At 68.9% G+C, this 25,812-nt stretch carries 22 protein-coding genes; 11 read left to right on the forward strand and 11 right to left on the reverse strand.

What is annotated here, in order from left to right:
- Window positions 1-45: 45 nt before the first annotated feature.
- Window positions 46-633 (reverse strand): HDIG domain-containing metalloprotein, encoded by a 588-nt coding sequence (locus D9599_RS20405; protein ID WP_198383139.1) that lies wholly within the window; start codon window positions 631-633, stop codon window positions 46-48.
- A 74-nt stretch (window positions 634-707) separates the two neighbouring features.
- Here D9599_RS20405 and D9599_RS20410 point away from each other — a divergent pair, with 74 nt between their 5' ends.
- The 6 genes from D9599_RS20410 (at window position 708) to D9599_RS20435 (ending at window position 9,674) form a co-directional block, all read left to right on the forward strand.
- Complete coding sequence (locus D9599_RS20410) at window positions 708-1,604, forward strand: CoA ester lyase (RefSeq protein WP_198383140.1); 897 nt, start codon at window positions 708-710, stop codon at window positions 1,602-1,604.
- Entirely contained in the window at window positions 1,601-2,830 is a 1,230-nt protein-coding gene (locus D9599_RS20415; protein WP_198383141.1) for a CaiB/BaiF CoA-transferase family protein, read from the forward strand. The genes D9599_RS20410 and D9599_RS20415 overlap by 4 nt, the downstream gene beginning before the upstream one ends.
- Window positions 2,831-2,891: 61 nt before the next feature.
- Entirely contained in the window at window positions 2,892-3,806 is a 915-nt protein-coding gene (gene cysK, locus D9599_RS20420; protein ID WP_198383142.1) for a cysteine synthase A, read from the forward strand.
- A 211-nt stretch (window positions 3,807-4,017) separates the two neighbouring features.
- Entirely contained in the window at window positions 4,018-5,133 is a 1,116-nt protein-coding gene (locus tag D9599_RS20425; RefSeq protein WP_198383143.1) for an NADH:flavin oxidoreductase/NADH oxidase, read from the forward strand.
- Between the two features lie 272 nt (window positions 5,134-5,405).
- Window positions 5,406-6,551, forward strand: a complete 1,146-nt coding sequence (locus tag D9599_RS20430; RefSeq protein ID WP_198383144.1) for an efflux RND transporter periplasmic adaptor subunit — start codon at window positions 5,406-5,408, stop codon at window positions 6,549-6,551.
- A gap of 6 nt (window positions 6,552-6,557) precedes the next feature.
- Window positions 6,558-9,674, forward strand: a complete 3,117-nt coding sequence (locus D9599_RS20435) for an efflux RND transporter permease subunit (protein WP_198383145.1) — start codon at window positions 6,558-6,560, stop codon at window positions 9,672-9,674.
- A gap of 19 nt (window positions 9,675-9,693) precedes the next feature.
- Here the strand turns inward: D9599_RS20435 and D9599_RS20440 are convergent, their stop codons facing one another.
- Window positions 9,694-10,005, reverse strand: a complete 312-nt coding sequence (locus tag D9599_RS20440; protein ID WP_198383146.1) for a hypothetical protein — start codon at window positions 10,003-10,005, stop codon at window positions 9,694-9,696.
- Window positions 10,006-10,059: 54 nt separating this feature from the next.
- Window positions 10,060-10,185, reverse strand: coding sequence for a hypothetical protein (locus D9599_RS31985; RefSeq protein ID WP_255531618.1), 126 nt, complete (start codon window positions 10,183-10,185; stop codon window positions 10,060-10,062).
- A gap of 77 nt (window positions 10,186-10,262) precedes the next feature.
- On the opposite strand from D9599_RS31985, the gene D9599_RS20445 reads away from it, so the two are divergent.
- A complete protein-coding gene (locus D9599_RS20445) occupies window positions 10,263-11,837 on the forward strand; it encodes an alkaline phosphatase (RefSeq protein ID WP_198383147.1) in 1,575 nt (524 codons plus the stop codon).
- A 49-nt stretch (window positions 11,838-11,886) separates the two neighbouring features.
- Here D9599_RS20445 and D9599_RS20450 read toward each other — a convergent pair whose 3' ends face one another.
- On the reverse strand, window positions 11,887-13,086 hold the full coding sequence (locus tag D9599_RS20450; RefSeq protein WP_198383148.1) for a M20 aminoacylase family protein: 1,200 nt from the start codon (window positions 13,084-13,086) through the stop codon (window positions 11,887-11,889).
- A gap of 203 nt (window positions 13,087-13,289) precedes the next feature.
- Between D9599_RS20450 and D9599_RS20455 the strand changes: the two genes are divergently transcribed.
- From D9599_RS20455 to D9599_RS20465, 3 genes are all read left to right on the forward strand, one after another.
- The gene (locus tag D9599_RS20455; protein WP_198383149.1) at window positions 13,290-14,213 is read left to right on the forward strand and encodes a hypothetical protein; all 924 of its coding nucleotides are present in this window, start codon (window positions 13,290-13,292) and stop codon (window positions 14,211-14,213) included.
- Between the two features lie 126 nt (window positions 14,214-14,339).
- Entirely contained in the window at window positions 14,340-15,347 is a 1,008-nt protein-coding gene (locus D9599_RS20460; protein WP_198383150.1) for a TRAP transporter substrate-binding protein, read from the forward strand.
- Window positions 15,344-17,218, forward strand: a complete 1,875-nt coding sequence (locus D9599_RS20465) for a TRAP transporter large permease subunit (RefSeq protein ID WP_198383151.1) — start codon at window positions 15,344-15,346, stop codon at window positions 17,216-17,218. The genes D9599_RS20460 and D9599_RS20465 overlap by 4 nt, the downstream gene beginning before the upstream one ends.
- Window positions 17,219-17,258: 40 nt before the next feature.
- On the opposite strand, the gene D9599_RS20470 is transcribed toward D9599_RS20465, so the two are convergent.
- The 3 genes from D9599_RS20470 to D9599_RS20480 form a co-directional block, all read right to left on the reverse strand.
- On the reverse strand, window positions 17,259-17,804 hold the full coding sequence (locus D9599_RS20470; protein ID WP_198383152.1) for a DUF4142 domain-containing protein: 546 nt from the start codon (window positions 17,802-17,804) through the stop codon (window positions 17,259-17,261).
- 177 nt (window positions 17,805-17,981) lie between these two features.
- Window positions 17,982-19,985, reverse strand: coding sequence for an AI-2E family transporter (locus tag D9599_RS20475; protein ID WP_198383153.1), 2,004 nt, complete (start codon window positions 19,983-19,985; stop codon window positions 17,982-17,984).
- A 99-nt stretch (window positions 19,986-20,084) separates the two neighbouring features.
- The gene (locus D9599_RS20480) at window positions 20,085-20,774 is read right to left on the reverse strand and encodes a class II aldolase/adducin family protein (protein ID WP_198383154.1); all 690 of its coding nucleotides are present in this window, start codon (window positions 20,772-20,774) and stop codon (window positions 20,085-20,087) included.
- Between the two features lie 140 nt (window positions 20,775-20,914).
- Here D9599_RS20480 and D9599_RS20485 point away from each other — a divergent pair, with 140 nt between their 5' ends.
- Complete coding sequence (locus tag D9599_RS20485; RefSeq protein WP_198383155.1) at window positions 20,915-21,886, forward strand: tripartite tricarboxylate transporter substrate binding protein; 972 nt, start codon at window positions 20,915-20,917, stop codon at window positions 21,884-21,886.
- Window positions 21,887-21,913: 27 nt separating this feature from the next.
- On the opposite strand, the gene D9599_RS20490 is transcribed toward D9599_RS20485, so the two are convergent.
- Genes D9599_RS20490 through D9599_RS20505 form a run of 4 tightly spaced genes read right to left on the reverse strand, consistent with a single transcriptional unit; the run spans window position 21,914 to window position 25,809 of the window.
- Window positions 21,914-22,675, reverse strand: a complete 762-nt coding sequence (locus D9599_RS20490) for an IclR family transcriptional regulator C-terminal domain-containing protein (protein WP_255531619.1) — start codon at window positions 22,673-22,675, stop codon at window positions 21,914-21,916.
- A gap of 42 nt (window positions 22,676-22,717) precedes the next feature.
- Window positions 22,718-23,230: a hypothetical protein gene (locus tag D9599_RS20495; RefSeq protein ID WP_198383157.1), complete on the reverse strand. Its 513-nt coding sequence runs from the start codon at window positions 23,228-23,230 to the stop codon at window positions 22,718-22,720.
- Window positions 23,230-24,516 carry a Rieske 2Fe-2S domain-containing protein gene (locus D9599_RS20500; protein WP_198383158.1) on the reverse strand — a complete coding sequence of 429 codons (1,287 nt, stop codon included), beginning with the start codon at window positions 24,514-24,516 and terminating at the stop codon, window positions 23,230-23,232. Before D9599_RS20500 ends, D9599_RS20495 begins: the two co-directional genes overlap by 1 nt.
- Window positions 24,517-24,555: 39 nt before the next feature.
- Window positions 24,556-25,809 (reverse strand): NAD(P)/FAD-dependent oxidoreductase, encoded by a 1,254-nt coding sequence (locus tag D9599_RS20505; RefSeq protein ID WP_198383159.1) that lies wholly within the window; start codon window positions 25,807-25,809, stop codon window positions 24,556-24,558.
- Window positions 25,810-25,812: the final 3 nt, after the last annotated feature.

Raw genomic sequence — 25,812 nt, forward strand, 5'->3', positions numbered from 1 at the left:
GAGGGAAACGCGGCCCGGCGAGGGGTGGTTGCCCCTGGCAGCAGGTCAGGCCCAGTGGCGCTGGTAGAAGGGCTTGCCCCCGGTGCTCATCAACGCGTGGTCGGTCGCGAACAGGTCGGCATAGTGCAGCAGCCAGGCCTCGGTGGTCGAGCCGTGAAAGGGCGCGTTCGTCGCGTGGGTCGCCACCGTGTTGACCACTTTCGATGGAAAGCCGAGGTCGCGCAGCATCATCGCCCCGGGCACCCCGTGCGGCAGCTCGGCCGCGAGGGTGGAGGCTCGGACGGCGCCCCCTTCCCGCACCATCAGCAGCGGCTTGTCGATGTCGTGGAGGACGAGGATCGGGATCATCACCTCCGCGTCCGTCTCCCTCCCCCAGTCGCGCGCGGCGCGTCGTGAGAGGTCGATGCCCGCGCGCGTCACCTCGTTCACATGGTCCATGAGGCGGTAGGAGGGAGCGATAAGGGAGTATGGCATCTCCTCCAGCGTCTCGAAGGAGCTGGATGCCCAGGCGGAGACCCAGGCGGTGATGATCGCCTCGCGCGTCTCGGCCGACACGCTGTCGAGCCCGTCCAGCCAGCCGGCGACGCGCTGGCGGCGCGCCGGGTCGCCCCGCTCGATCGTAAATCCGGCCATGCGCCACCCCTTCCTCGTCGTCGGGGCGGATTGTCGACAAGTTCGGGCACCGGGCCTAGACCGGAGGGATGAAAATGCCGTCCCTCGCCCTCATGCGCTCGAAGCTCTTCGTGCCGGGCAGCCGGCCGGAATTGTTCGGGAAGGCGGTGGCCACGGCAGCGGATGCACTCTCCCTCGACCTCGAGGACGCCGTGGCGCCGGGGCGGAAGGAGGAGGCGCGGGGCGCCGTTGCGGCCTTCTTGCGGTCCCTACCGCCGCGCGCGGACGGAGCGCCGGGAAAGGTCATGATCGTGCGCGTGAACGGCCTTGCGACGTCGCTCTTCGAGGCCGATCTCCGCGCCATCACCGGGCCTGGCCTCGACGTCGTCAACCTTCCCATGGCGGAATCGGCCGCCGACATCCAAGCCGCCGTCGCGGCGCTCGAAGCGGCCGAGCAGACGACGGGGGCCGGCGGAACGGTTGGCCTGCTCGCCAATATCGAGACACCGCGCGGCCTGCTCGCGGTGGCGGAGATCGCGGCGGCACATCCGCGCGTCGTCGGTCTGCAGATCGGCTACGGTGACCTCTTCGAGCCCGCGGGAATCGCGCGGGACAGCGAGGCGGCGCTCAACCATGTGCGGCTCGTCGTGCGGTTCGCCGCGGCTGCGGCGGGCATCCCCTGCTTCGACGGCTCCCTCGCGGCTGTGGACGCGCCGGAGCGCTGCCGTGCGGAAGCCGAGGCCGCGCGGCGGCTCGGCTTCGCCGGGAAATCTTGCATCCACCCGAGCCAGGTGCCGATCGTGAACGCCGCCTTCGCGCCCTCCCCCGCCGAGGTCGCCCGGGCAAGGCGCGTGCTGGAGGCGGCAGGGGAGCGGCTCGCGGGCGGCACCGGCGCCTTCCTGGTGGAGGGCCAGATGGTGGATGCCCCCTTTATCGAGAGCGCGCGGGCGCTGGTGGCGCTGGCCGAGCGGCTGGGCACGGCGGAAGCATGAGCCCCACGCCCCTGCACCGCCGCGACTTCGATCCCAGCGCGCGCGGGGCGCTGGACGGCGTTCGCGTGATCGACCTTTCGCGCCTCGTCGCGGGCAACCTGCTGACAAAGGTCCTCGCCGACCACGGAGCCGAGGTGGTGAAGGTGGAGCCCCCGGAAGGGGATTCGCTGCGCGCCTGGAAGGTTCAGGGGATCGAGACCTCCTGGAAGACCTGGTGCCGCAACAAGCGGAGCCTCTGCCTCGACCTTCGTCACGCCGAGGCGCAGGCGCTCGTCCGTCGTTTGGCCGAAGGCGCGAGCATGCTCGTCGAGAGCTTCCGGCCGGGCGTGCTGGAGGCGATGCGCCTGGAGCCGGCAGCGCTGCTGCAAGCCAATCCCTCCCTCGTGATCGTGCGCGTCTCGGGTTGGGGGCAGACGGGGCCCTTCCGCCACAAGCCGGGCTTCGGGACGCTGGTGGAGGGCTACTCCGGTTTCGCTTCCATCAACGGCTTCGCGGATCGCGAGCCGGTGCTGCCGCCGATGTTCATGGGCGATGCCTATGCCGGCCTCTACGGTTCCGCTGCCGCGTTGATCGCCCTCCGGCACGCGGAGGCGACCGGCCAAGGTCAGGTGATCGACCTCTCCCTATTCGACCCGATGCTGGCGGTGCTGGAGCCGCAGACGGCTAACTACGCCATCACCGGGAAGCTCAAGCAGCGCACGGGCAGCCGTTCCACCAACACCGCGCCGCGCAACGCCTATCGCACGAAGGATGGAGGCTGGGTCTGCCTCTCCTCCTCCACTCAGGGGATGACGGAGAAGCTGTTCCGCTCGATCGGTCGTCCTGAGCTGATCGAGGATCCGCGCTTCCGCACCAACCCCGATCGCCTCCGCAACTGGGAGGTACTGGACAGCATCGTCGCGGGCTTCGTTGCGGAGCGGACCACGGCTGAGAACCTCGCGCATTTCGACACGGCCGGCGTTACTATCGGGCCGATCAAGGACGCGGCCGGGCTGTTGGACGATGCCTTCGTGGCCGAGCGCGAGTCGCTGGTGGAAGTGCCGGACGAGAGCATGCCCAGCGGCTGGCTGCCCATGCACGGCGAAGTGCCGCGCCTGTCGGCAACGCCGGGGATCCTCGCCCGCCCGGCGCCGAAGCTGGGCGAGCACAACGAGGAAATCCTCGCCCCGCTGATCGGCACGGAGGAACTCGCGCGGCTGCGGGACGCCGGTATCGTGCGCGGTTAGGCACCGGGCTTGCGCGACGCGACGGGCCGTGCCCCCCTCCGCCCGAGCAGGAGTTTCCGAAATGAAGGCCCAGAGCGTTCTCGAGACCATCGGCGGCACGCCGCACATCCGGCTCGGCCGGCTCTTCCCCTCGGCCGAGGTCTGGATCAAGTCCGAGCGCGCGAATCCTGGCGGCTCGATCAAGGACCGTATCGGCATCGCGATGATCGAGGCTGCGGAGGCGAACGGCACCCTCCGCCCCGGCGGCACCATCATCGAGCCGACTTCCGGCAACACGGGCGTGGGTCTGGCCATGGCCGCGGCGGTGAAGGGCTACACCCTCGTCCTCGTCATGCCCGAAAGCATGTCGGTGGAGCGACGCCGGCTGATGCAGGCTTATGGCGCCACCTTCGACCTGACGCCTCGCGAGAAGGGCATGAAGGGCGCCATCGCGCGCGCGGAGGAACTGGTGGCGGCAACCCCCGGCGCCTGGATGCCGCAGCAGTTCGAGAACCCCGCGAACATCGACATCCATGTCCGCACCACCGCAAGGGAGATCCTGGCCGACTTCCCGGAGGGCATCGACGTGCTGATCACCAGCGTCGGCACGGGCGGGCACATCACAGGATGCGCCCAGGTGCTGAAGAAGGAGTGGCCGGGGCTGAAGGTCTTCGCGGTGGAGCCCGCGGCCTCCCCGGTGATCTCGGGCGGGGCGCCCTCGCCGCACCCCATCCAGGGGATCGGCGCGGGTTTCGTGCCGGCCAACCTGCATGTCGCGTTGCTCGACGGGGTCATCCAGGTTTCCGCCGACGACGCGAAGGAATATGCCCGCCGCTCGGCACGCGAGGAGGGGCTGCTGGTCGGCATCTCCTCCGGCGCGACGCTTGCGGCCATCGCGCAGAAGCTGCCGGACTTGCCGCAGGGTGCGCGCGTGCTCGGCTTCAACTACGACACGGGGGAGCGCTACCTCTCGGTGCCTGACTTCCTGCCGGCCTGAGGGCGCTCGCCACGCGGGCGCTGGCACGGGGCCTTCGGAGGGCTGAGTACCTCCAGGGTGCGAAAGCCGACACGACATCTGCCGACGCTTAACGTCGGCAGGTGAACAGGCAGGACGCCGTCCGCGACCGGCGTGGTGCTTGCCGACGGCGACCGGCTCGGGTGATCTCTGCTCGCGGCAGGAACGCCCCGCCGAGGATAAGGACCACCGGATGAGCCGCCTCTTCGAACCCCTGCAGCTTGGCGGCCTCCGTCTGGCGAACCGGATCGTCATCGCGCCGATGTGCCAGTACTCGGCACAGGAGGGCATGGCCGGCGACTGGCACATGATTCATCTCGGCCATCTCGCCCTGTCGGGCGCGGGCCTGATGATCCTGGAGGCCACGGCTGTCTCGCCGGAAGGCCGCATCTCGCCGGCCGATCTCGGCCTCTACTCCGACGCGGACGAGGAGGCGCTGGGGCGGGTGCTGCGGGCCCTGCGCGCCAATTCCTCCATGCCCGTCGCGGTACAGCTCAGCCATGCTGGCCGAAAGGCCTCCAGCCGTGCCCCGTGGGAGGGCGGCGCCCAGATCCCGCCCGATGCGCCGGGCGGCTGGAAGACGGAGGCTCCCTCGGCCCTGCCGCATTCCCCGGAGGAGGACGTGCCGGTCGCGCTCGACCGCGCGGGCCTTGACCGCGTACGCGGTGATTTCGTGCGCGCGGCCGAGCGCGCGGCGAGGCTGGGGCTCGAGGGAATCGAGATCCACGGGGCGCATGGCTACCTGCTGCACCAGTTCCTCTCCCCGCTCGCGAACGAGCGGACGGACGAGTACGGCGGCAGCCTCGAGAACCGGATGCGCTTTCCGATCGAGGTCTTCGAGGCCGTGCGCGCTGCCTTCCCGGCGGAGCGGCCGGTCTGGATGCGCATCTCCGCGACGGACTGGGTGTCGGGCGGCTGGGACGTCGAGGGCACCATCGCTCTTTCCCAGGCGCTGAAGGCGCGGGGCTGCGCCGCGATCCACGTCACCACCGGCGGGGTTTCGCCGCGGCAGGCCATCACCCTGGGGCCGGGCTATCAGGTGCCCTTCGCCCGACAGGTGAAGGAAGCGGTCGGGCTGCCCACCATGGCGGTGGGGCTGATCACCGAGCCCGAGCAGGCGGAGAGCATCATCGCGCAGGGCGATGCAGACGCGGTCTCGCTCGCGCGCGCCATGCTCTACGATCCGCGCTGGCCCTGGCATGCGGCGGCGCGGCTCGGCGCCACGGTGAGCGCCCCGAAGCAGTACTGGCGCTCCCAGCCGCGCGAGTACAAGGACCTGTTCGACAGCGCTCGGCACGGCCAGCGCTGACAGTCGGCGCGAGCAGGATTTCCCTCCCGGCCGGTTTGTAACAGGGCGGCTACCTTTCGCGTCTCCGGACGTTGAGGGACGGCCGGGCGGGAACAACGGTGCGGTTGCGCCGCGGTGTTCTGCGGCCCCTAGCCACGTGGCCGGGATTTCACCCGGCCGGCCGCCAACCCCGCCGCGCCCACGCTGTTCTCACCAGCAGCCGGCCGCTGCCCCTCTCGCCCACGCCTTCCCGCAGCGTGGCGGTCCGCGGCCTTCGGCGGGAGACACAGAACATGCCGGATTCTCCGCGCGGGCGCGACGGTAAGCTGCTGACTGCACTCCTCTTGCTGGCACTCGCCCTGGGTGGCAGCGCCTTTCTGCTGATCGACAGTCGGGAGCCTGCCCAGGCACAGGGCCCGGCCCCCGCGCCGCCCGGCGTGCCGGTGCAGGTGACGAAGGTAATGCCGGCGGACGTGCCGGTGGTGCTGGAAGGACTCGGCAGCGTGCAGGCCTATAACACCGTCACGGTGCGTGCCCGCGTGGACGGCGCCCTCGAAAGCGTCCTCTTCAAGGAGGGACAGGCTGTGCATGTGGGCGACGTGCTCGCCCGCATCGATCCGCGCCCCTATCAAGCCGCGCTGGACCAGGCGGTGGCGCGAAAGGCGACGGATCAGGCGCAGCTCGACAACGCGCAACTCAACTTACGGCGCTACTCCGAGCTTGCGCAGAGCAACTTTGCCCCAAGGCAGCAGGTGGACACCACGCGCGCGCAGGTCGCGCAGTTCCAGGCTCAGGTCGCCGTGGATCAGGCGCAGATCGATAGCGCGGAGACGCAGCTCGGCTACACCACCATCGCCTCTCCGATCGAGGGCGTAACCGGCATCCGCCTCGTGGACCAGGGGAACATCGTGCACGCCGCCGATCCCGGGGGGATCGTCGTGCTGACGCAGATCAAGCCGATCGCTGTTGTCTTTACCCTGCCGGCCGCGCGCCTGCCTGAAATCCGTGAGGCCATGCGCGGCAACGCGCTGGTGGTGCGCGCGGTAGAGCGCGACCGGCCGCACCCGCTGGCGGAGGGCCGGCTCGAGCTGGTGGACAACCAGATCGACCAGGCCACCGGCTCCGTGAAGCTGAAGGCCGTTTTCGACAACAACGATGCGGTGCTCTGGCCCGGCCAATTCGTCACCGCGCAGCTCATGCTGCGGGTGGAGAAGGGCGTGCCCACCCTACCCGCTTCCGCCATCCAGCGCGGGCCGGAGGGCAGCTTTGTCTATGTTGTGCAGCAGGATCAGACCGTGAAGGCGCAGCCCGTGGAGGTCGCGCGCTACGATGACGGCCGCGCCGTGCTTGCCGCCGCGCCCGAAGGGAATCCGAGCATCGTCGCCACCGGGCAGTCGCGGCTTGCGCCCGGCACCCGCGTGGCCCGGACCGGGAGCTGAGACAAGGTGTCGATCTCCTCTCCCTTCATACGCCGTCCTGTCGCTACCATCCTGCTGATGGTGGCCCTGCTCTTCGCGGGCGTTGTGGCCTATCCGCTGCTGCCGGTGGCGCCGCTGCCGCAGGTTGACTTCCCGACCATCCAGGTGACGACGCAGCAGCCGGGCGCGAGCCCCGAGACGACGGCGGCGACGGTGACCGCGCCGCTGGAGCGCCAGTTCGCGCAGATCCCGGGCGTCTCGCTGCTCAGCTCAATCAGCACCTACGGCGTGTCCTCGATTACCGTCCAGTTCGACCTTTCCCGCAATATCGACGCGGCGGCGCAGGACATCCAGACGGCCATCAACGCCGCCGGGGGCCAGTTGCCGCGCACGCTGCCGGCGCCGCCGACCTACCGCAAGGTGAACCCGGCGGACGCGCCGATCATGGTGATCGCGGTCCAGTCCGACACGATGCCGCTGACGGAGGTGGACGACCAGGCGGAGAACATCCTCGCCCAGCACCTCAGCCAGTTGCCGGGCGTTGCCCAGGTGGCAATCAACGGTCAGCAGAAGCCGGCGGTGCGCATTCAGCTCGACCCGGAGAAGGTCGCCTCCCTCGGCCTCTCGCTCGAGGACTTGCGCAGCGCCATCGTCAACCTCTCGACGCAAAGCCCGAAGGGCGTGGTGGACGGGCCACAGCGCGCCTTCACCATCAACGCCAACGACCAACTCACCCAGGCCGCGCCCTGGAACGACGCGATCGTCGCCTTCCACGACGGCGCGCCGGTGCGCGTGCGGGATGTGGGCCGCGCCGTGGACGGGCCGGAAAACGTGCGGCTGCACGCCTGGGCCAACGGCAAGCCCGCCATCCTGCTCGTGGTGTTCAAGCAGCCCGGTGCGAACGTGATCGAGACGGTAGATTCCATCAATCGCGAGATGCCCGGCCTCCGCGCCGCCCTGCCGCAAGGCATCAACGTCTCCGTGCTGCAGGACCGCACGCTGACCATCCGCGCCTCGGTCAAGGACGTACAGTGCACCCTCCTGCTCACCATCTGCCTCGTGGTGGCGGTGATCTTCGTCTTCCTGCGCAATCTCTGGGCGACGGTAATCCCGGCGGTGACGGTGCCGCTCTCCCTCACGGCGACGCTCGGCGCGATGTACGTGCTCGGCTACAGCCTCGACAACCTCTCGCTCATGGCGCTGTCGATCGCAGTAGGCTTCGTCGTGGACGACGCCATCGTCATGTTGGAGAACATCATCCGCCACATCGAGATGGGCAAGTCGTCCATGCGCGCCGCCATGGACGGCGCTGGAGAGATCGGATTCACCATCATCTCGATCAGCATCTCGCTAATTGCCGTCTTCATCCCGCTTTTTCTGATGTCGGGGATCGTGGGCCGGCTGTTCCGGGAGTTCGCCGTCACCATCAGCCTGACCGTCGTGGTCTCGGCCTTCGTTTCCCTCACCCTCACGCCGATGCTGGCGGCACGCGTGGTCAAGGGTGAGAAGGCGACGGAGCACGGGCGGCTCTACCACATCGTGGAGCACGGATTCGACGCGCTGGCGGCCGGCTACCGGCACACGCTGGACATCGCCCTCCGGTGGCAGCGCACCACCTTCCTCGTCTTCCTCGCGACACTGGCCGCGACCGCCTGGCTCTTCGTCTCCATCCCCAAGGGTTTCTTCCCGCAGCAGGATACGGGGCTGCTGATCGGGACCGTGCAGGCGGGCGCAGATGTGTCCTACGAGGAGATGTCGCGGCGCACGCGGGCCGCGGCGGACGTCCTCATTCATGATCCGGACATCCAGTCCACCGGCGTCTCGATCGGCGCCTCTGGCGGGCTGACGGGGAACCAGGCGCGGCTGTTCATCACTCTCAAGCCGCGGGAAGAGCGGCAGGCTTCCGCAGGGGAGGTGATCGGGCGGCTGCGGCCGCAGCTCGCGCGGCTGGAGGGTACGGTGACCCTCCTTCAAGCGGCGCAGGACATCAATATTGGCGGTCGCCCGACCTCCACGCAGTACCAGTACACGCTGCAGGATGCGAACCTCGATGAGCTGAACACCTGGGCGCCGAAAATCTTCGAGCGCATGCGCCAGCTTCCGCAGCTGCGCGACGTCGCGACCGACCGGCAGGAGGGTGGCACCACCGTCAGCTTCACCATCGACCGCGACGAGGCCGCGCGCTACGGTATCCAGGCTCAACTCATCGACGACACGTTGAACGACGCCTTCGGGCAGCGGCAGGTCGCGCAGTACTTCACCCAGGTGAACGCCTATCACGTCGTTATGGAGATTCTGCCGGAGCGGCAGGGCAGCCCCTCGACGCTCGACCAGATCCGCATCCGCTCGCCCCTCACCGGGCAGCCCGTGGCGCTCTCGGCCTTCGCCCGCTGGTCCACCGAGCCGGTCGCTCCGCTCTCGGTGACGCATCAGGGGCAGTTCCCGGCCGTGACCATCAGCTTCAACCTGCCGCCGGGTACGGCGCTGGGCGATGCTACGGCGGCGGTGGAGGCGGCGCAGCGGGAGATGGGCGTGCCGCAATCCCTGACGGGCGCGTTCCAGGGCAGCGCGCAGGCCTTCCAATCATCACTCGCCAGCGAGCCCTATCTCATCGCGGCGGCGCTGCTGGTGATCTACATCATCCTTGGCATCCTCTACGAAAGCTTAATTCACCCGATCACCATTCTCTCCACCCTGCCCTCGGCCGGACTGGGGGCGCTGATCATGCTTCGCGTCGCCGGGCTCGATTTTAGCATCGTGGCCCTCATCGGGCTCATCCTGCTGATCGGCATCGTGAAGAAGAACGGCATCCTGCTCGTAGATTTCGCGATGCAGGCGGAGCGGGAGGGCCGCAGCAGCCGTGATGCGATTCGCGACGCCTGCCTGCTGCGCTTCCGGCCGATCCTGATGACGACCATGGCGGCGCTGCTGGGCGGATTGCCGCTGATGCTCGGCAGCGGCACGGGCTCCGAGATCCGGCAGCCGCTCGGATATGCCATGGTGGGCGGGCTGCTGGTGAGTCAGGTGCTCACGCTCTACACGACGCCCGCGGTCTACCTCTACATGGCCTGGCTGGGCACGCTTTTCAGCCGCCGGCGGGCACATCGCGACGAGCCGCTTGCCCAGGGCGCGCCGGCGGAGTGACCCGGGGCCCTGAGGCGTGTCAGATCACTTGACCGTGGAGGAAGCCGAGCGCCGGCAGCGGCCGCCAGCTCCGCGGCAGGTCCGCGCGCCGGATGGGCGAGACGGAGTAGTTGGGCAGCGGCATGCTGGAGCTGCGGAGAAAGGTGGCATAGGCCCGGACCTGCTGCTCCCGCCAGTTGCGGTCGGCATCCGCGGCGGCGCGGCTGGGATAGATTTCAGCTACCCTCGTCTTGCGCCCGACTGCGGCCACCACTGCCCAGAGTTTGTCGTCTCTTACCCGGCTTAGGCTGACCACCCGATCCGGAGGGTTCCCCTGGACTGGCTGGCTCATGCACGGCCTCTCGTTCCGGTGCCGCGACGGCGGCGGTCGGTTGTCGCGTCCATGTCATATAATCTGTGCCTCGCCCGTCGAGGGTGCAAGGCGAAGCGCGAAGAAGAGGATCAACTCACCGGCCCTCGGCACCTCCCCCGTCGCGAGAGCGGTGGAGTAGCCGGGGATGCGGGATGTCATCCTGCTGTCATGTGACCGCCCTGCCCATTGTAATGGTCCACCGCCAAAGGCCCGCCATCGCTTCTGGAGACACCACGATGGCCACCTTCCGCCTGACCCGCCGCGCCGCGCTTGCCGGTGCCGGCACGCTGCTGGCCGCCCCACGCCTCGCCTTTGGCCAGGGCACTGCACCCACCATCCTGCCCGCCGCCCGGCCTGAAGCGAACTGGGGCGTCGCGGCGGGCGATGTCCTGGCTGACCGCGCGCTGATCTGGAGCCGGGCGGACCGGCCGGCGCGCATGCTGGTCGAGTGGTCCACTAACGAGGGCTTTCGCAATGCCCAGCCCATCAACGGCCCCCACGTCACGGAGGTGACGGACTTCACGGGCAAGCTCGACCTATCCGGCCTGCCGCCGGATCAGGAGATATTCTACCGCGTCCGCTTCCAGGATCTCTCCGACTCCCGCGCGGCCTCCGAGCCCGTCGCGGGCCGCTTCCGCACGGTGCCGGTCTCGCGTCGTGACGTGAAGTTCCTCTGGTCCGGCGACACCGTCGGCCAGGGCTGGGGCATCGACGAGAGCCGTGGGGGAATGATCACTTACGAGTCCATGCGCAAGACCGGCGCGGACTTCTTCATCCATTGCGGCGACACGATCTACGCCGACAGCGTCATCCCCGCGCAAATCCGCTACCCCGACGGCACGGTCTCGAACCAGATCACCACGCCCGAGAAGAGCAAGGTGGCCGAGACGCTCGCGGAGTTCCGCGGCGCGCACCGCTACAACCTTCTCGACCGCAACGTCCGCGCCTTCCACTCGGAGGTCGCGCAGATGTGGATGTGGGACGACCACGAGGTTACCAACAACTGGTCGGACTTGAAGGACCTCTCGGGCAATGCCGCCTATCGCGAGAAGCACATCGGGCAGCTTCGCGCGAATGCCACGCGCGCCTTTCTCGACTACGCGCCGCTGCGCATCAACGCGGACGAGCCGGAGCGCGTGTACCGCAAGGTCTCCTACGGCCCGCATCTCGACCTCTTCATGCTCGATATGCGCTCCTACCGCGGGCCGAACAGCCCGAACCGGCAGGAGGCGGCGGGGCCGGAGACGGCCTTCCTCGGCGCCGCCCAGCTTCGCTGGCTGCGCGACGGCCTGGCCTCCTCGCGCGCGACGTGGAAGGTGATCGCGGCCGACATGCCGATCGGGCTGCAGGTGCCGGACGGCAAGGACGCGGAAGGGCGCGCGCTCTTCGAGGCGATCGCGAACGGCAACGGCCCCGCGCTCGGGCGGGAGCTAGAAATCGCAGGCCTTCTCTCGGCCATCAAGGCCAATGACGTACGCAACGTGGTCTGGTTGACGGCGGACGTGCACTACACGGCGGCCCATCACTACCACCCGGATCGCGCGCAGTTTCGCGACTTCAAGCCCTTCTACGAGTTCGTCAGCGGCCCGCTCTGGGCCGGCGGTTTCGGACCGAACGCGCTGGACGACACCTTCGGGCCGGAAGTGATCTGGCAGAAGGCGCCCGGCACCGACAACGCCGCTCCGGGCGAGGGCACGCAGTTCTTCGGCGAGGTGCAGATCGCCGGTGAGGACGGCAGGATGACGGTGCTGCTGAAGGACCTGACGGGCGCCACCCTCTGGCAGCGACGCTTGGTGCCGGAGCCCGTCTGAATTTCGGCTCGGAACGGAATGCCGGTGTCCCGCCGGCATTCCGCCCCGGTCAGGCGTCGTCCAGGGCCAATTCCTGTTGCACGAGGCTCGCCCAATAGGCGGAGCCGAGCGCCAGGGCCTCGTCGTTGAAATCGTAGAGCGGCGTGTGGACGTTGTGGAAGCTACCGTCCGGGTTGCTTCCGTTCCCTATCCTCATGAAGGCACCGGGCTTCTCGGCCAGCATGAAGGCGAAGTCCTCGCCGCCCGTGCTCATGGGTATGTCGCCAACCTTTCCTTGGCCAACCAGGGCGGTGGCCGCGGCGACGGCGACAGGCACCTTTTCCGCCGCGTTCACCGTCGGAGGGCAGAGCGGCTCGTAAATGGCCTCCGCGGTGCAGCCATGGGCGCTGGCCAGGGTCTCGGCCAGCTCGGCAAGGCGGCGGCGGATGGTGGCCTGGGCGTCGGGTCGGAAGAAGCGGGCGGTGCCGCGGACCACCACCTCCGACGGCATGACATTGGGCGAGTTGAAGGCGCCGCCCGAGACATGGCCGACGCTGACCGCCGCCGGTTCGGTCGGGTGCAGGTTACGCGGCAGGATGGTGTGCACGGCCAGGAGGAAGTGGCCCAGCGCGACCGTCACGTCCGTCGCCAGGTGCGGCGCCGCGCCGCCATGGCCGCCGGTGCCGCGGAAAGTGACGCCCCAGAAATCCGCGCCGGCCAGGATTGGGCCGGGGCGCGTGGCGAACTCGCCGACGGGGATGCCGGGCGAGTTGTGCAGCCCGTAGACGGCATCGACGGGAAAGCGGTCGAAGAGCCCGTCCTCGATCATCGCCTTCGCGCCAGTCGCCGCCTCCTCGGCGGGCTGGAAGATGAACTGGACGGTGCCCGCGAAGCCGCGGTGGGCGGCCAGGTATTTCGCCGCGCCCAGCAGCATGGCCGTGTGCCCGTCATGGCCGCAAGCGTGCATCTTGCCGGGGACCCGGGAGCGGTGCGCGAAGGTGTTCGCCTCCTCGATGAAGAGCGCGTCCATGTCCGCGCGCAGGCCGATGGCGCGCTGACCCGGCCGGCTGCCCTTGAGCGTGCCGACAACACCGGTGACGCCGACCTTCTCCGTAACCTCAAGCCCCCATTCGCGCAGCTTCTCCGCCACCAGGGCCGCCGTGCGCACCTCCTCGAAACGCGTCTCGGGGTGCATGTGGATGTCACGGCGAATGGCGATCAACTCGTCGGCATAGCCCTGGATCTCGGTCAGAATGGCGTCGCGCGGCATGGGCCTCTGGTTTCTGGTTCGTAATGCGGGTGCGAAAGGCTGCTTGTGCCGTCCAGGCCGGTCAAGGCGCAGGCGCGCTTCTGCCGCGCCGCGTAGAACCGGGACGATCAAGAACGCGGCATCGCCGTCGTTCCCCGCACTTGCCGCCGTGCGTCTTGGAGCCATGATCGGGCACATCGTGGCCTGGACCGGACCCTCGACGCTTGCAGCCCTACCTCCCCCGCCGTCGCGGCCTCCTTCTGGCCTCGCTCGCCGTCCCCGCACTGCAGGGCTGCGCCTCCCCGCTGACACCGATGCCCGCGGGCGAGGCGACGCCCGAGGCGGTTGCCCTTCTCGGCCGCAGTGCCGTGGCGCACGGATCCCGGGCGCTCGCGGGGCTGTCGGACATCAGTGTGAGCTATCTCGGCGAGTGGCCGGCGCTGATCGACCGCCTCCAGCCCGCGCTGGTGGACAAGGGGTTCCGCGGGGGCTCGGAGGAGCGGTTGCTGCTCCGGCCGGGATTGGTGGGGCAGGAACATCGCGGCCCGATGGGCCGGAAGATGGTCTCCCGCAGGGAAATACCGGCCGGGCAGGGCGAGGTCCGCGTCTGGTTCAACGGGGAGGAGGCGGCGGATGCGGAACGCCGCGCTGCGGCGGCGCTGGTGGTGGACGGCTACGGCCTCTTCCTGATGGGTCCGATGAGCCTCGCCCGCCTCCGCGCTGCCGGCCGACCCATGGGGCTCGCCCTCGCCGGGACCGAGCGGGTGGACCTCGACGGGGTAGGCCATGACTGCGACGTGCTGCGCGTCCGCATCTCGCCTGGCCTCGGCTTCTCGGAGGCGGAGGACCTTGCCCTCTTTATCGATCGTGGCGAGGGGCTAATGCGGCGGGTGCGCTTCTCCCTCAACGGGCTGGAGAGCACCCGCGGCGCGGTCGCGGAGGTAGACCTCTTCGATTTCGTCGCGGCCAATGGTCTCCGCCTGCCCACTCGCTTCCACGAGCGGCTACTCCGCCCGCTTCCGCTGCCGGTGCACGACTGGCGGCTCACCGGCCTCGATCTCGACCGCGGAATGGTGGCGGAGGAGGTCGCTGGCCCCTCCTTCCTCGACCGGGCGGCGCGCCCGGCGGCACCGCTGGGACGGTCCTGAACCGGCCACGGTGGCCCTTGGCTTCGCTGCAACGAAGTGGTCCATAATCCCGGCCGTGCGCCCTGCCGGCGGGATCTTCCGCGGGCAGCGCCAAGAACAGCACGCTCTCCAGGGGAAAGCTCGTCCATGCCCAATACCAGGCGCCGCCTGCTCGCGGCCTCCGCCACCCTGCCCCTCGTCGCCCTGCGGACGCGCCCCGTGGCGGCGGCCGACTTCAACCTCAAGCTCGCCACCAACCTGCCCGCGACGCACCCCATGAACCTGCGGATCGGCCAGGCCATGGAGCGCATCAAGACCGACACGGGCGGGCGCGTGGAGATGCAGCTTTTCCCGAACAGCCAGCTCGGCTCCGACACGGACATGCTGAGCCAGGTGCGCTCGGGGGCGCTCGAGTTCTTCACCCTCTCGGGCCTGATCCTCGCGACCCTCGTGCCACTGGCAGCGCTGAACGGCGTCGGTTTCGCTTTCAAGGACTACGACCAGGTCTGGGCCGCAATGGACGGGCCGGTGGGCGCGCTGATACGCGCCGAGATCGAGAAGCGCGGCCTGATCGCCTTCGAGAACATCTTCGACAACGGCTACCGCCAGGTCACGACGAGCACGAAGCCCGTCCGCGCGCCCGAGGACCTTCGCGGCATGAAGCTGCGCGTGCCCGTCAGTCCGCTCTGGACCTCCATGTTCCGTGCCTTCGATTCCGCACCGGCCTCCATCAACTTTAACGAGGTCTATTCGGCGTTGCAGACGAAGATCGTGGACGGGCAGGAGAACCCGCTAGCGGTGATCGATACCGCCAAGCTCTACGAGGTGCAGAAGTTCTGCTCCGTCACAAACCACATGTGGGACGGCTTCTGGCTGCTGGCGAACCGCCGCGCCTTCGAGCGCCTGCCGCGCGACGTGCAGGCCGTCATCTCGCGGGAGATGAGCCGCGCCGCGAAGGAGGAGCGCGCGGACATCGCCGCCCTCAACAGCGCGCTCACGGGCAAGCTGGGCGGGAGTGGCCTCACCTTCAACGACGTGGACCCGGCCCCCTTCCGCGAGGCGCTCCGCAAGGCCGGCTTCTACGCGGAGTGGCGCGGCAAGTTCGGTGATCAGGCCTGGTCCGTGCTGGAAGGCGCCGTCGGGAGCCTTTCGTGAGCGTGGCGGTCGGCTCGGAAAGCGCGGCGACCGAGAGGCGGGAGGCCGGGGCCGTCGCGTTCTTCGAGCGCCTCCTGCGCCACCTCGTCGAGGTTCCGGCGGCCGCCATCGTGCTCGCGGAGATCGGCATCCTCTTCGCGGGCGTGGTCGCGCGCTTCGCCCTGCACCGGCCCATCGTATGGTCGGACGAGCTGGCCTCGATTCTCTTCCTATGGCTGGCCATGCTGGGCTCGGTGATCGCGCTCCAGCGCGGACAGCACATGCGGCTGACCGCGGTGGTCACCTCCCTGCCTCCGCGTGCGCAGGTGCTGCTGGAGGTGTTGGCGGTCGGCGCCAGCGCCCTCTTCCTCGCGGCAATCCTGCCCCAGGCCGCAGAATATGCCGAGGACGAGTGGTTTATCGAGACCCCGGCGCTCGGCTGGTCCAACATGATCCGCGCGGGCGCCATTCCCGTCGGCTGCGCGCTCATGCTGGCCACCTGCGCCGTCCGGCTCCTGCGCCAGCGCGCGCTCGACCTGCTGATCGTCGCGGCCGGGCTGGGCGTGATCGCCGCGTTGTTTTGGCTCCTCGGACCCGCCATCAAGGGCATGGGGCACTGGAACCTCATCGTCTTCTTCGTGGGCTTGCTCATGTTCGGCGTGCTCTCGGGCGTGCCGATCGGCTTCTCCTTCGGGCTGGCGACCCTTGCCTATCTCTCGACCACCACCAGCGTGCCGCTGACGGTGATCGTCAGCCGCATGGACGAGGGAATGAGCTCCCTCATCCTCCTGGCCGTGCCGCTCTTCGTCTTCCTCGGCGTGCTAATCGAGATGACGGGCATGGCGAAGGCCATGGTGGACTTCCTGGCCTCGCTTCTCGGCCATGTGCGAGGCGGCCTGTCCTACGTGCTGCTCGGGGCCATGTATCTCGTCTCCGGCATTTCGGGTGCCAAGGCCGCGGACATGGCGGCGGTGGCACCAGTGCTCTTCCCCGAGATGCGACGGCGCGGATCGAATGAGGGCGAGATGGTCTCCCTCCTCTCAGCCTCGGGCGCGATGAGCGAGACGATCCCACCCTCGCTCGTGCTGATCACCATCGGTTCCGTCACAGGCGTCTCCATTGCCGCACTCTTTACCGGCGGGCTGCTGCCCGGCTTTGTGCTCGCGCTGGCACTGGCCGTCATCGCCTGGCGGCGCTCGCGCGACGAGGACATGTCGGGCGTGCAGCGTCCCTCGGCAGGCGTGATCCTGAAAGCTTTGCTGGTCGCGCTGCCGGCGCTCGTCCTTCCATTCCTCATCCGCGCGGCGGTGGTGGAGGGCGTGGCCACGGCAACGGAGGTTTCCACCATCGGGATCGGCTACGCCGTCATCGCCGGCCTGCTCTTCTACCGCAGCTTTGACTGGCGCCGGATCTACCCGATGCTGGTGGAGACGGCCGCACTTTCGGGCGCGATCCTGCTCATCATCGGCACCGCGACCGGCATGGCATGGGCGCTGACCCAATCAGGCTTCTCGCGCGACCTGGCCGCGGCCATGCAGGCGATGCCCGGTGGCCGCTGGGGCTTCCTGCTGGTCTCAATCCTCGCCTTCATCGTGCTGGGCAGCATCCTCGAGGGCATCCCCGCTATCGTCCTCTTCGGGCCGCTACTCTTCCCTATTGCCCGACAGCTCGGCGTGGACGAGGTGCACTACGCCATCGTTGTCATCCTCGCGATGGGCCTGGGGCTTTTCGCGCCACCCTTCGGCGTCGGCTACTATGCCGCCTGCGCTATCGGCCGGGTGAGTCCGGACGCGGCCATGCGGCGAATCTGGCCCTATATGGGCGCGCTGCTGGTCGGGCTGCTGGTGGTGGCGGCGGTGCCCTGGATCTCCACCGGCTTTCTCGGGCGCTGAGTGGGCGGCACCGGGATGCGGTGCCGCCCCATTTCTCTCCTCAACGCCGCGTCAGCGCCTGGGCCATGCGCAGGTGCTCCTGCAGCATCGGCAGCTCGCGCGCCGCGAAAGCCTTCACATCCGTGTCCGTGCCGTTCTGCGCCTCCGCCTGATAGGCCCGCACATCCTCCTGGTGGTCCTCGACCATGGCCTGCACATAGGCGCGGTCGAAGGCGACGCCGCGCAAGGCAGCGAGTCGGTCATAGACCTGCTGCTGGTCCGCGCCGATGCTCGATGGAGGAGTAACCTGCTTCTGACGGGCCATCTCCATCATCTCCTGGTTGGCGCGGCCGTGGTCCTCCACCATCCGCGCCGCGAAGCGCTTCACCGCCGGGGAACGGCCATTGCGCTGCGCCAGCTGCCCGAGCTGCACCTCCGCCATCCCGCCGCGGGCTGAGGTGGTCATGAAGGCGGCGTCGGTGGTGGAGAGCGTCGGGTTCGTCTGCGCCCGCACGGCCGCGACGCCCGTGTCGGCGGAGCGCTGCGTTTCCGCGCAGCCGACAATCAGCAGCACAGAGAGCGCCGACCCCAGAAATGCCCGGTTCATCCGATGCCTCCTTCAATAAGCTTCCCCGGCACGAACTTGCGCCGCGGGGCCGGGCAGGTCGCGCTCTGGCGGGCCCTGGCTGGCAAACGCGGCGAAAGGGGTTGCGTTCCCCTCTCGCCACATTCATGGCAGGGCCGTCGCGCCCGTGCCTAATTGGCTGCAGCAAGCACGCGGCACTCAGGCCGCTTGGCCGCCGGCCGGCACCGCCGCCTGCGGAGGCGGTACCGCGCCGCTCGCGACCTTCAGGCACTGCGTCACCGCATCGTGCAGCGAGGCCGTAAAGTAGTCGGCGCCGACCGCCTTTGCCTGCGCCTTGTCCGTCAGCACCGCCTCCCCTTCCGGCCAGAGGCCCACGAGCAGCGGCACACCCGGCAGCCTCTGTCGAAGACGGCGCAGAAGGTAGCGGAGATGCGCGGGGCTGCCGGAGATGTCGAGGTAGGAGATGCAGACCATCGCCACGCCGGTCGCGTCAAGATGACTCACCTGCTCCCGGGAACTCGCCTCGTGCGGCACCACGCGGGCGCCCACGCCGTGCTTGGAAAGAAGCTGCGCGAGCATGGCCGAGGCCGCCTCGTCCAGCGGGCCGCGTCCCGCAAGGCAGAGCACCGGCTGCTCACCGGCCCAGGCACCCGGCCGCTCCGCCAGGGGCGGAAGGGGCACCGAGGGTGCGGTCTCGCGTGGAGGCTCGGTCGTGCCCTTCTCCGCGGCCGCGGCGGCGGCCTTCGGTGAAGGATCCTCGTCGGGCACCGAGGCAAGGTCGCTGACAAGGCCCGAGGCGGCGTTGCGGAGCCGCTCCAGCCGGTCCGGTGGCAGCACGCCGCGCTCCACGTCGTTTGCCGCAAGGCGGAGCCCCTGCAGCGCCACCTCGTCGTAGTAGGCGGTGAGGGAACGGTCCTTCAGCAGCGTCTCCGCCTGGGAGAGCGCCTCGTCCGTGTCTCCGGCCAACATGCGCTGGTAGAAGTTCTCGACCGGCGTGAGCGCGGGCCTGTCGCCGAGCATGACGTCGAGGAAGGCGAGGCGCTCGACATGCCGCCCGAGGACCACGAGGCAGAGCGTGAGCGGGGTAGCGAGGATCAGCCCGATGGGCCCCCATAGCCACGTCCAGAAGATCGCGGCGACGATGACCGAGACGGGAGAGAGACCGGTGCTGTGCCCATAGACCAGCGGCTCCACCACTTGCCCCATCACCGGCTCCGCGATTGCGAAGAGGGCAGCAGTCCAGAGAACGGTGGTCCAGCCGGGCTCGGTGCCGGCAGCAAGCACGAGCGGCAGGGCGGCAGCGAGGATCGAACCCACATAGGGCACGAAGCGGAAGAGCGCGGCAAGGATGCCCCAGACGATCGGGCTCGGCACGCCGATGACGTAGAGGCCGATGGTGATGATCACGCCGAAGGCGCCGTTTAGCATCAACTGCGCGAGGAAGTACTTGCTGAGCCGCCGTCCCGCATCGTCCAGCGCCTCCGTCGTGCGGTGAAGGTCGCTCGACCCGAAAAGGCGTATTAACCGGTCCCGCAGGTCCGCCTGCTGCATGAGGACGAAGACCGCCACGATAAAGACGATGAGCGTCGTCTCCAGCGGGCCGAGAACGGGCGAGAGGAACTTCCGCGCCAGCTCGATTGTGGATGAGCCGCCCTGCTGGATCTCGACGGGCACCGGCCGACGATCACCGCTGCTCTCAGAACCCGGAAGCCCGGGAAGCGCCGGACGATCCACGGGCGGCCTGGGCTGGGGCGGCGCCGCCCCGTCGGGCGTCGTGGCGGGCGTGGACTGGTTGTTGAGGCGGCGCGACAGCTCGTTGATCCGGCCAAAGGCGGCGCCTTGCACCGATTCCACCTTCTGCTGAATGGCCGTTTGATAGCTCGGCGCATTGCTCGCAAGGCCCGCGATCTGCACGCCGATGATGCTACCGATGAGTGAGAGCACCCCGAGCGCCAGCACCACCGACAGCAGCGCCGCGGCCACATGCGGAAGCCCAACGCGCCGGAGCAGCGCCACCAGCGGCGCCAGCACGAAAGAGAGGAGGATCGCCAGCGTGATCGGGATCAGCACCTCCCGCGCGAGATAGAGCGCGGCGACGATCACGACGCCCACAACCACGTTGACGAGGTGCGCGAGCTCGGGCGATGGCGGTGGCTGTACTTGGACCGGCGGCCGCGGCTCCGGCGAGGTTGTGGTACTCATGGGCTCAACCCTGTTCCGTCTTTTACAGGACAGCAACGCAGCGGCCCGCGTAACGTCGCGCCCACTGATCGGGCACGCGGCGATCAGGCCCGGACGGGCTTAGCCGAGGCGAGCGTGATAATGGTCCCAGGTCTTTCGGAAGAGGCCCATGGACCAGAGCCGCTCACGAATCCGGGCCCGCTGGCCGTCGTCGAAGACGAAGGGCGTGCCGATGCCCATCGCCGCGACCTGGCGCGAGGCGTTCTCCTCGAGATAGGCGGCCAGGGCGAAGCAGGTGACAAGGTCCTCCGCCACGACCGTCGCGCCATGCGCTTTCAGAAGGATTGCGGGCCCGGCGCCGAGGGCCGCGGCAAGGCCCGCGCCCGCCTCCCGCGTGTTGATGGACATCGGATCGTCGTACACGGGGATATCACCGAGCAGGGCGCCCTGGGCGAAGACAGGCCTGTAGGGCGCGCCCACGCTGGTGAGCAGCGTCGACCAGCGCGGGTGCAGGTGGATGATCGCGCCCACCTCGGGGCGCTGCCGATAGATCTCGGTGTGGATGTGGAACTCGAGCGGCGGCCGCCCCGCGCCCGCCAGCCGCTGCCCTTCCGCATCGATTTCCACCAGATCGCCAACGGTGAGCCGCCGCTTCGGCGCCACGGCGTCATTGATGAGGATGCGTCCGTCACGGCGCATGCTCGCATGGCCGCTATGGTCGATCATTTCCGCACCTTCGAGCATGCGCAACGCATCCGCGAGGAGCGCCTTGTCGAGCGCATCGAACCCTGATGCTGTCTGCAGATTCATCCGCCCGCGTCTCCTGTTCTTGTTCGCCTGCCACCTGTGCCCGGCCTTGGATGCCGCGCTAGTATCCAGCATAGCGCCTGAAGCTAGCCGTCACCGGCAGGCCGTTCACGCCCAAAGAAACACGAGAGGAGGAAACAACCTTGCGACGCGCCCTGCTGAGACTATCCGTGGCCCTGCTGGGCGTCCATCTGGCCACAAGCGGCACAGAAGCCGCCGGCAACGACTGGCCGCAGCGCCCTGTGCGCATCGTGGCGCCCTTCGCACCCGGCGGCAGCGCTGATACGCTCGGCCGCATTATCGCGCGCGACCTCACGGACGCGCTGGGTCAGCCCTTTGTCGTGGACAACCGTCCCGGCGCGGGCGGTCTGATTGGCGCGGCGCAGGTCGCTAGGGCGCCGGCCGACGGCTACACGCTCGTCATCTCCGGCATCGCTTCCCACGTGATCGCGCCCGCCACGAACGCGGGCGGCGCGGAATTCGACGGGCTGCGCGACTTCACGCACATCGCCTATCTCGGTGGGCCGCCCGTCGCCTTCGTCGTGGGCCCGCAAGCTACGAACCGCAGCCTTGCCGATGTGCTCGCCGCAGCCAAGGGCAACTCCACCATCTCCTACGCAACCCCTGGCGCTGGTACGCACGGCGCGCTGATCGGCGACATGTTCACGCGGCTGACGGGCGCGAACATGGAACCCATCCCCTACCGCGGCGGCGGCAACAGCATGACCGACCTGCTCGGCGGCTCCGTCGAGGCGGCCTTCATCGCCATCACCTCCGCCGCCGAGCCGCTCCGCGAACGTCGCCTCCACGGCATCGCCGTGAGTTCCGCCGAACGCCTGCGTGCCTTCCCGAACCTGCCGACCTTCCGAGAGCTCGGCTATCCGACGCTGACGGCCACCACCTGGTTTGGCCTCGCGGGTCCGGCGAACCTGCCTGAACCCATCGTGGAGCGGCTGAACACGGAGGTGCGGCGCATTCTTGCCAAGCCGGAGATCCGTGCGCGGCTAGACGCTGACGGCATCGTCTCCCCCGCCCTCACCGCGCCCGAGTTCAAGCGCTTCGTCGAGGAGGAGGTCGCCCGCTGGACGCCGCTCGCCCGCGCGTCGGTCAGGTAAGATCCCGCGGCGCCTGAGGACCCCTCCTCAGGCGCCGACGAGCAACGGCCGCATCCCCGCGGCGGCGTCGCGCAGCGCCGCCTTGCAGTCGCCCATCAACTCCTCCACCGTTGTCCGGCTCGCCTGGGTCGAGACGTGCAGCGCCGCGACGACACGGCCGGCGGCGTTGTGGACAGGAACCGCGAGTGAGCGCAGGTCGATCTCCATCTCCTGATCGACGAGGCAAAATCCTTCGCGCCGCACCACGTCGAGCGCGCGCCGCAGCCCCCCCTCGTCATGGATCGTGAAGGGCGTCAGCGGTAGCAGATCTGCGTTGCGAAAGAACAGCTCCAGCTCCGCCTCCGGAAGGTAGGCGAGCAACACACGGCCCATCGAGGTGCAATAGGCTGGCAGATGCGTGCCGACGTCGCGGTTCAGCGAGCCGAGGCGGCGGCGGGCGGAGCGGGCGACATAGATCACCTCCGTCCCGTAGAGAACCGAGACCGAGCAGGATTGCCCGAGCGCTTCGCTCGTCCGTTCGAGGAACGGCTGCGCCACCCGCGGCAAAAGGGAGGATGACAGATAAGCCTGCGCGAGCGTCAGCACCTGGGGCGAGAGGCGGAAGAAATGGCCCGAGGACTGCACGTAGCCAAGGGCTTGGAGCGTGAGCAGGCAGCGCCTGACTGTCGCCCGCGAAAGCCCCACCCGCTTCGAGAGATCCGAGAGGGTAAGATCCTGGTCCTCCGCAGTGAAGGCACGCATGACAGACAGTCCGCGCGCCAGGGCGGTCACGAAATCACGGCCTTCCATCGCATCCGGCTCGGCCTCGGTTGTCAGAGGTGCTGCCAAGGCTCAGGCCCGCAAGGCCTCGAGCATGGCCTCGATGTAGCCCTCGTCGCTGACGACGCTCAGCATGGAGACATAGGGACGCAGCTGGCCGAGTGTCGCGGAAACAGCCTCTGGTGGCCGCGTCGTTGCATCGTGCAGGATCAGCCCACAGGTCTTCGTGCCCGTCGCGCGGCAGGCATCGCCCACCACGGAGGCAAGCTGTGCGTCCTGGCCGGAGGTCGCGATCATCACGGCCTGGTTTGATGTCTCCACCTCTTGCACGAAGCCCTGCGCGCGGCCGACCACGTCGCGGAACCATCGCTGCACGTCGCCGGCAGCGATCCGCGCCTCGCTCTCGAAGAAAGAGGGCGCGAAAAAGACGGCGCCGTTCCACGAACGCGCCGACAGCGCCTCCACCACGTCGAGGCTCGCCTGGTCGAGCGCGACGACGAGGGTGGCGCGCGGCGCGGCATTGGGCGTGCGAATCCGGAAGGCCGATTCCGCCGCCGTCGTCGCGCGCGCGCTCTCGCTGATCATCACACGGAAGCCTGCGCCACGCCGGGACGTGCCTTCAGCGCCTCGCTCGCCGCGTCCTTGAAGGCCTGGTCTGGCGGCAGCACGACCGCGGCGGAACGCACCTGCTGTTCCTCCGGCCGCGAGCCCGGCGGGGCCACGCCCTTGTCGCGCAGGGCGCGCGCGGCCTTCATCAGGCGGAAGCGCGCCATGATGATGCCGTTGTCGGTGGAGGTGAGGTTCTCCCGCGTGCGGTCCACGATCGGCCCCATGCTCTCCTGCAGGGAGGCGTCCTGCATGGCGATGCCGGCGACGCCGCTATAGGTGATGCCCGCCTTCTGCGCCGCGCGGTCCATGAGGTAGTCGTTGTCCTTGTTCGCGGCCGGACGGTAGGTGCCGGGAACATAGGTGACGTGGATGCCGTGGCCCTCGCGCATCGCCTGCACCTCGCGCTCCGTCAGGTCGCGCACGGGGTGGTAGTCGAAGCTCCAGGCCCAGCAGTTCTCGTCGTCGATCGGAATCCAGAAATGGCCGTGGATCGGGTGGTCGCCGCGCGGCGGCACCATCGTGAAGCAGGGCATCACCCAGGGCGTGATGCGCCAGTAGTAATGCCCGTCCTCCGCATTGCGGCGCGCGCCGATGTAAAGGCCGCTCGGGTGCTCCACCACCTCGAAAACAGGGGCGCTGTCGTTCAGGTTGTACTGGTTGCCCTTGGCGCCCTTGAACAGCGGGTCGGAGCTGAGCGCACCGCGGTGCAGGAAGGAGACATGCGCGGAATCAATTCCACCCTCCATCGCCTGCAGCCAATTGCACTCCTGCAGCCGCTTCGAGGAGAAGGTCTGCTCGGGCCGGACGGTAATGAATTCCCATTCCGGCAGCGGCGGCTGTAGGTCCGGCGGGCCCATATAGGTCCAAAGGATGTGCCCGCGCTCCACCAGCGGGTACGAGGTCAGCTTGATCTTCTGGCGGAAGCCGCTCGACTCAGGCTCGGACGGCACCTCCGTGCACTGCCCGGTCACGTCGTACTTCCAGCCGTGATAGGGGCAGCGCAGGCCGCAGTCCTCGTTCCGCCCGAACCAGAGCGACACGCCGCGATGGGCGCAGAACTCGTCGATGAGGCCGAGCTTGCCCTCGCTGTCGCGAAACGCGAGCAGGCGCTCGCCAAGCAACTTGATCCGCACGGGCGCGCCGCCGGGCTCCGCTACTTCCTCCGCCAGCAGCGCCGGGATCCAGTAGCGACGGAACATGTCGCCCATCGGCGTTCCGGGCCCGGTCTGGGTCAGAAGCTCGTTCTGTTCCTTCCGCAGCATCGCATTTCGCTCCCAGGTTGTTCTTGATCGGAACCGTCGTCAGGCGACGGGCCGAAGGTCCCGCTTCAGGTTACGGAGGAGGTCGTTCAGCTTGAGCGCAGGATCGGCCAGCCTGCCCGCCGGCACGGCCGCGTCGAGCGCGATCAGCTCCTTCACGATGCGCAGGTCGCGCGCGGCGTTCATGCCGATGGCGGCGACCGGCCGGTCCCCGTCCATCTGCACCAGCAACGCCGTGCCGGTTGCGAGGGAGCCGCGGGTTATCCAGGGAAGGTCTGACGAGACCATCCCGCAGATCTGCATGTTCAGCCCGTGCTGGTCGCTCCAGAACCAGGGCACCTCGGAATAGGGCACAGGGTTCCCAATCATGTTGCGCGCGACGGCGATCGCGGCATTCTGGGCGTTCTGCCAGGACTCCAGCCGAACCGGGCGGCCGTAGCGCGGGTCGAAACGGCTGGCGACGTCGCCCGCGGCCCAGATGAATGGGTCCTCAGTGCGGCCGAAGGCATCGACTACGATACCGTTCTCGATGGAAAGCCCCGCATCGCGCGCGAGTTCCACATTCGGGACGATGCCGATGCCGACCACCACCGCATCGGCCTCAAGCCGCTCACCACCGCTCAGCACGACCATCGGCCGGCCACCGGCATCCTCGATCGCGGTCACCTGAGTCCGGAAGCGGATATCCGCGCCGTGGCGTGCGTGGAGATCGGCGTAGAAGGATCCGACTTCCAGCGGCACGCAGCGCGCCATCACCGCCGCTGTTGCCTCGATCACCGTGACCCGCGCGCCAAGCTTCAGCGCGGCAGAGGCAGCCTCAAGCCCGATGAAACCGGCACCGACCACGACGAGATGCGCGCCCGGCTGCAGGAACGGCCGCAGCGCCCGCGTGTCGGCGAGGGCACGGATCGGATGGCAGCGCGGATGGTCCGCCCCCGGCACGGGCAGCGGCCGCGGCCGGCCGCCGGTCGCCAGCAGCAGCGCGCCGTAGGCCAGAACGGAGCCATCCTCGAGGTGCAGGCTGCGGGCGGCGCGGTCGATCGCCGAGACGCGAACGCCAAGTCGCAACGTAACGCCCTCGGCCTCATACCACTCGCGTGGCCGCACCCAGGCAACCTCGTCTGAGCCCAGCAGCATCTCCTTCGAAAGCGAGGGCCGCTCGTATGGTGGGTCAACTTCCTCGCCCACCAACGTCAGCGAACCGGTGAAGCCTGCGGCACGCATCGCCTCCACGGCACGGCCTCCGGCCTGGCCCGCGCCGACGACGACGATTCCCTCCTTCAACAGATCGTCCATCGC

This window comes from Roseomonas sp. KE2513, from assembly GCF_016107305.1.
Classification (GTDB): Bacteria; Pseudomonadota; Alphaproteobacteria; order Acetobacterales; family Acetobacteraceae; genus Roseomonas.

Coding starts and splice junctions, on each gene's coding strand:
- D9599_RS20410 (WP_198383140.1), top strand. CDS start 708: ATGCCGTCCCTCGCCCTCATGCGCTCGAAGCTCTTCGTGCCGGGCAGC.
- D9599_RS20505 (WP_198383159.1), bottom strand. CDS start 25,809: ATGGACGATCTGTTGAAGGAGGGAATCGTCGTCGTCGGCGCGGGCCAG.
- D9599_RS20495 (WP_198383157.1), bottom strand. CDS start 23,230: ATGATCAGCGAGAGCGCGCGCGCGACGACGGCGGCGGAATCGGCCTTC.
- D9599_RS20445 (WP_198383147.1), top strand. CDS start 10,263: ATGGCCACCTTCCGCCTGACCCGCCGCGCCGCGCTTGCCGGTGCCGGC.
- D9599_RS20440 (WP_198383146.1), bottom strand. CDS start 10,005: ATGAGCCAGCCAGTCCAGGGGAACCCTCCGGATCGGGTGGTCAGCCTA.
- D9599_RS20490 (WP_255531619.1), bottom strand. CDS start 22,675: ATGGAAGGCCGTGATTTCGTGACCGCCCTGGCGCGCGGACTGTCTGTC.
- D9599_RS20415 (WP_198383141.1), top strand. CDS start 1,601: ATGAGCCCCACGCCCCTGCACCGCCGCGACTTCGATCCCAGCGCGCGC.
- D9599_RS20450 (WP_198383148.1), bottom strand. CDS start 13,086: ATGCCGCGCGACGCCATTCTGACCGAGATCCAGGGCTATGCCGACGAG.
- D9599_RS20480 (WP_198383154.1), bottom strand. CDS start 20,774: ATGAATCTGCAGACAGCATCAGGGTTCGATGCGCTCGACAAGGCGCTC.
- D9599_RS20405 (WP_198383139.1), bottom strand. CDS start 633: ATGGCCGGATTTACGATCGAGCGGGGCGACCCGGCGCGCCGCCAGCGC.
- D9599_RS20430 (WP_198383144.1), top strand. CDS start 5,406: ATGCCGGATTCTCCGCGCGGGCGCGACGGTAAGCTGCTGACTGCACTC.
- D9599_RS20475 (WP_198383153.1), bottom strand. CDS start 19,985: ATGAGTACCACAACCTCGCCGGAGCCGCGGCCGCCGGTCCAAGTACAG.
- D9599_RS20425 (WP_198383143.1), top strand. CDS start 4,018: ATGAGCCGCCTCTTCGAACCCCTGCAGCTTGGCGGCCTCCGTCTGGCG.
- cysK (WP_198383142.1), top strand. CDS start 2,892: ATGAAGGCCCAGAGCGTTCTCGAGACCATCGGCGGCACGCCGCACATC.
- D9599_RS31985 (WP_255531618.1), bottom strand. CDS start 10,185: ATGACATCCCGCATCCCCGGCTACTCCACCGCTCTCGCGACGGGGGAG.
- D9599_RS20500 (WP_198383158.1), bottom strand. CDS start 24,516: ATGCTGCGGAAGGAACAGAACGAGCTTCTGACCCAGACCGGGCCCGGA.
- D9599_RS20460 (WP_198383150.1), top strand. CDS start 14,340: ATGCCCAATACCAGGCGCCGCCTGCTCGCGGCCTCCGCCACCCTGCCC.
- D9599_RS20470 (WP_198383152.1), bottom strand. CDS start 17,804: ATGAACCGGGCATTTCTGGGGTCGGCGCTCTCTGTGCTGCTGATTGTC.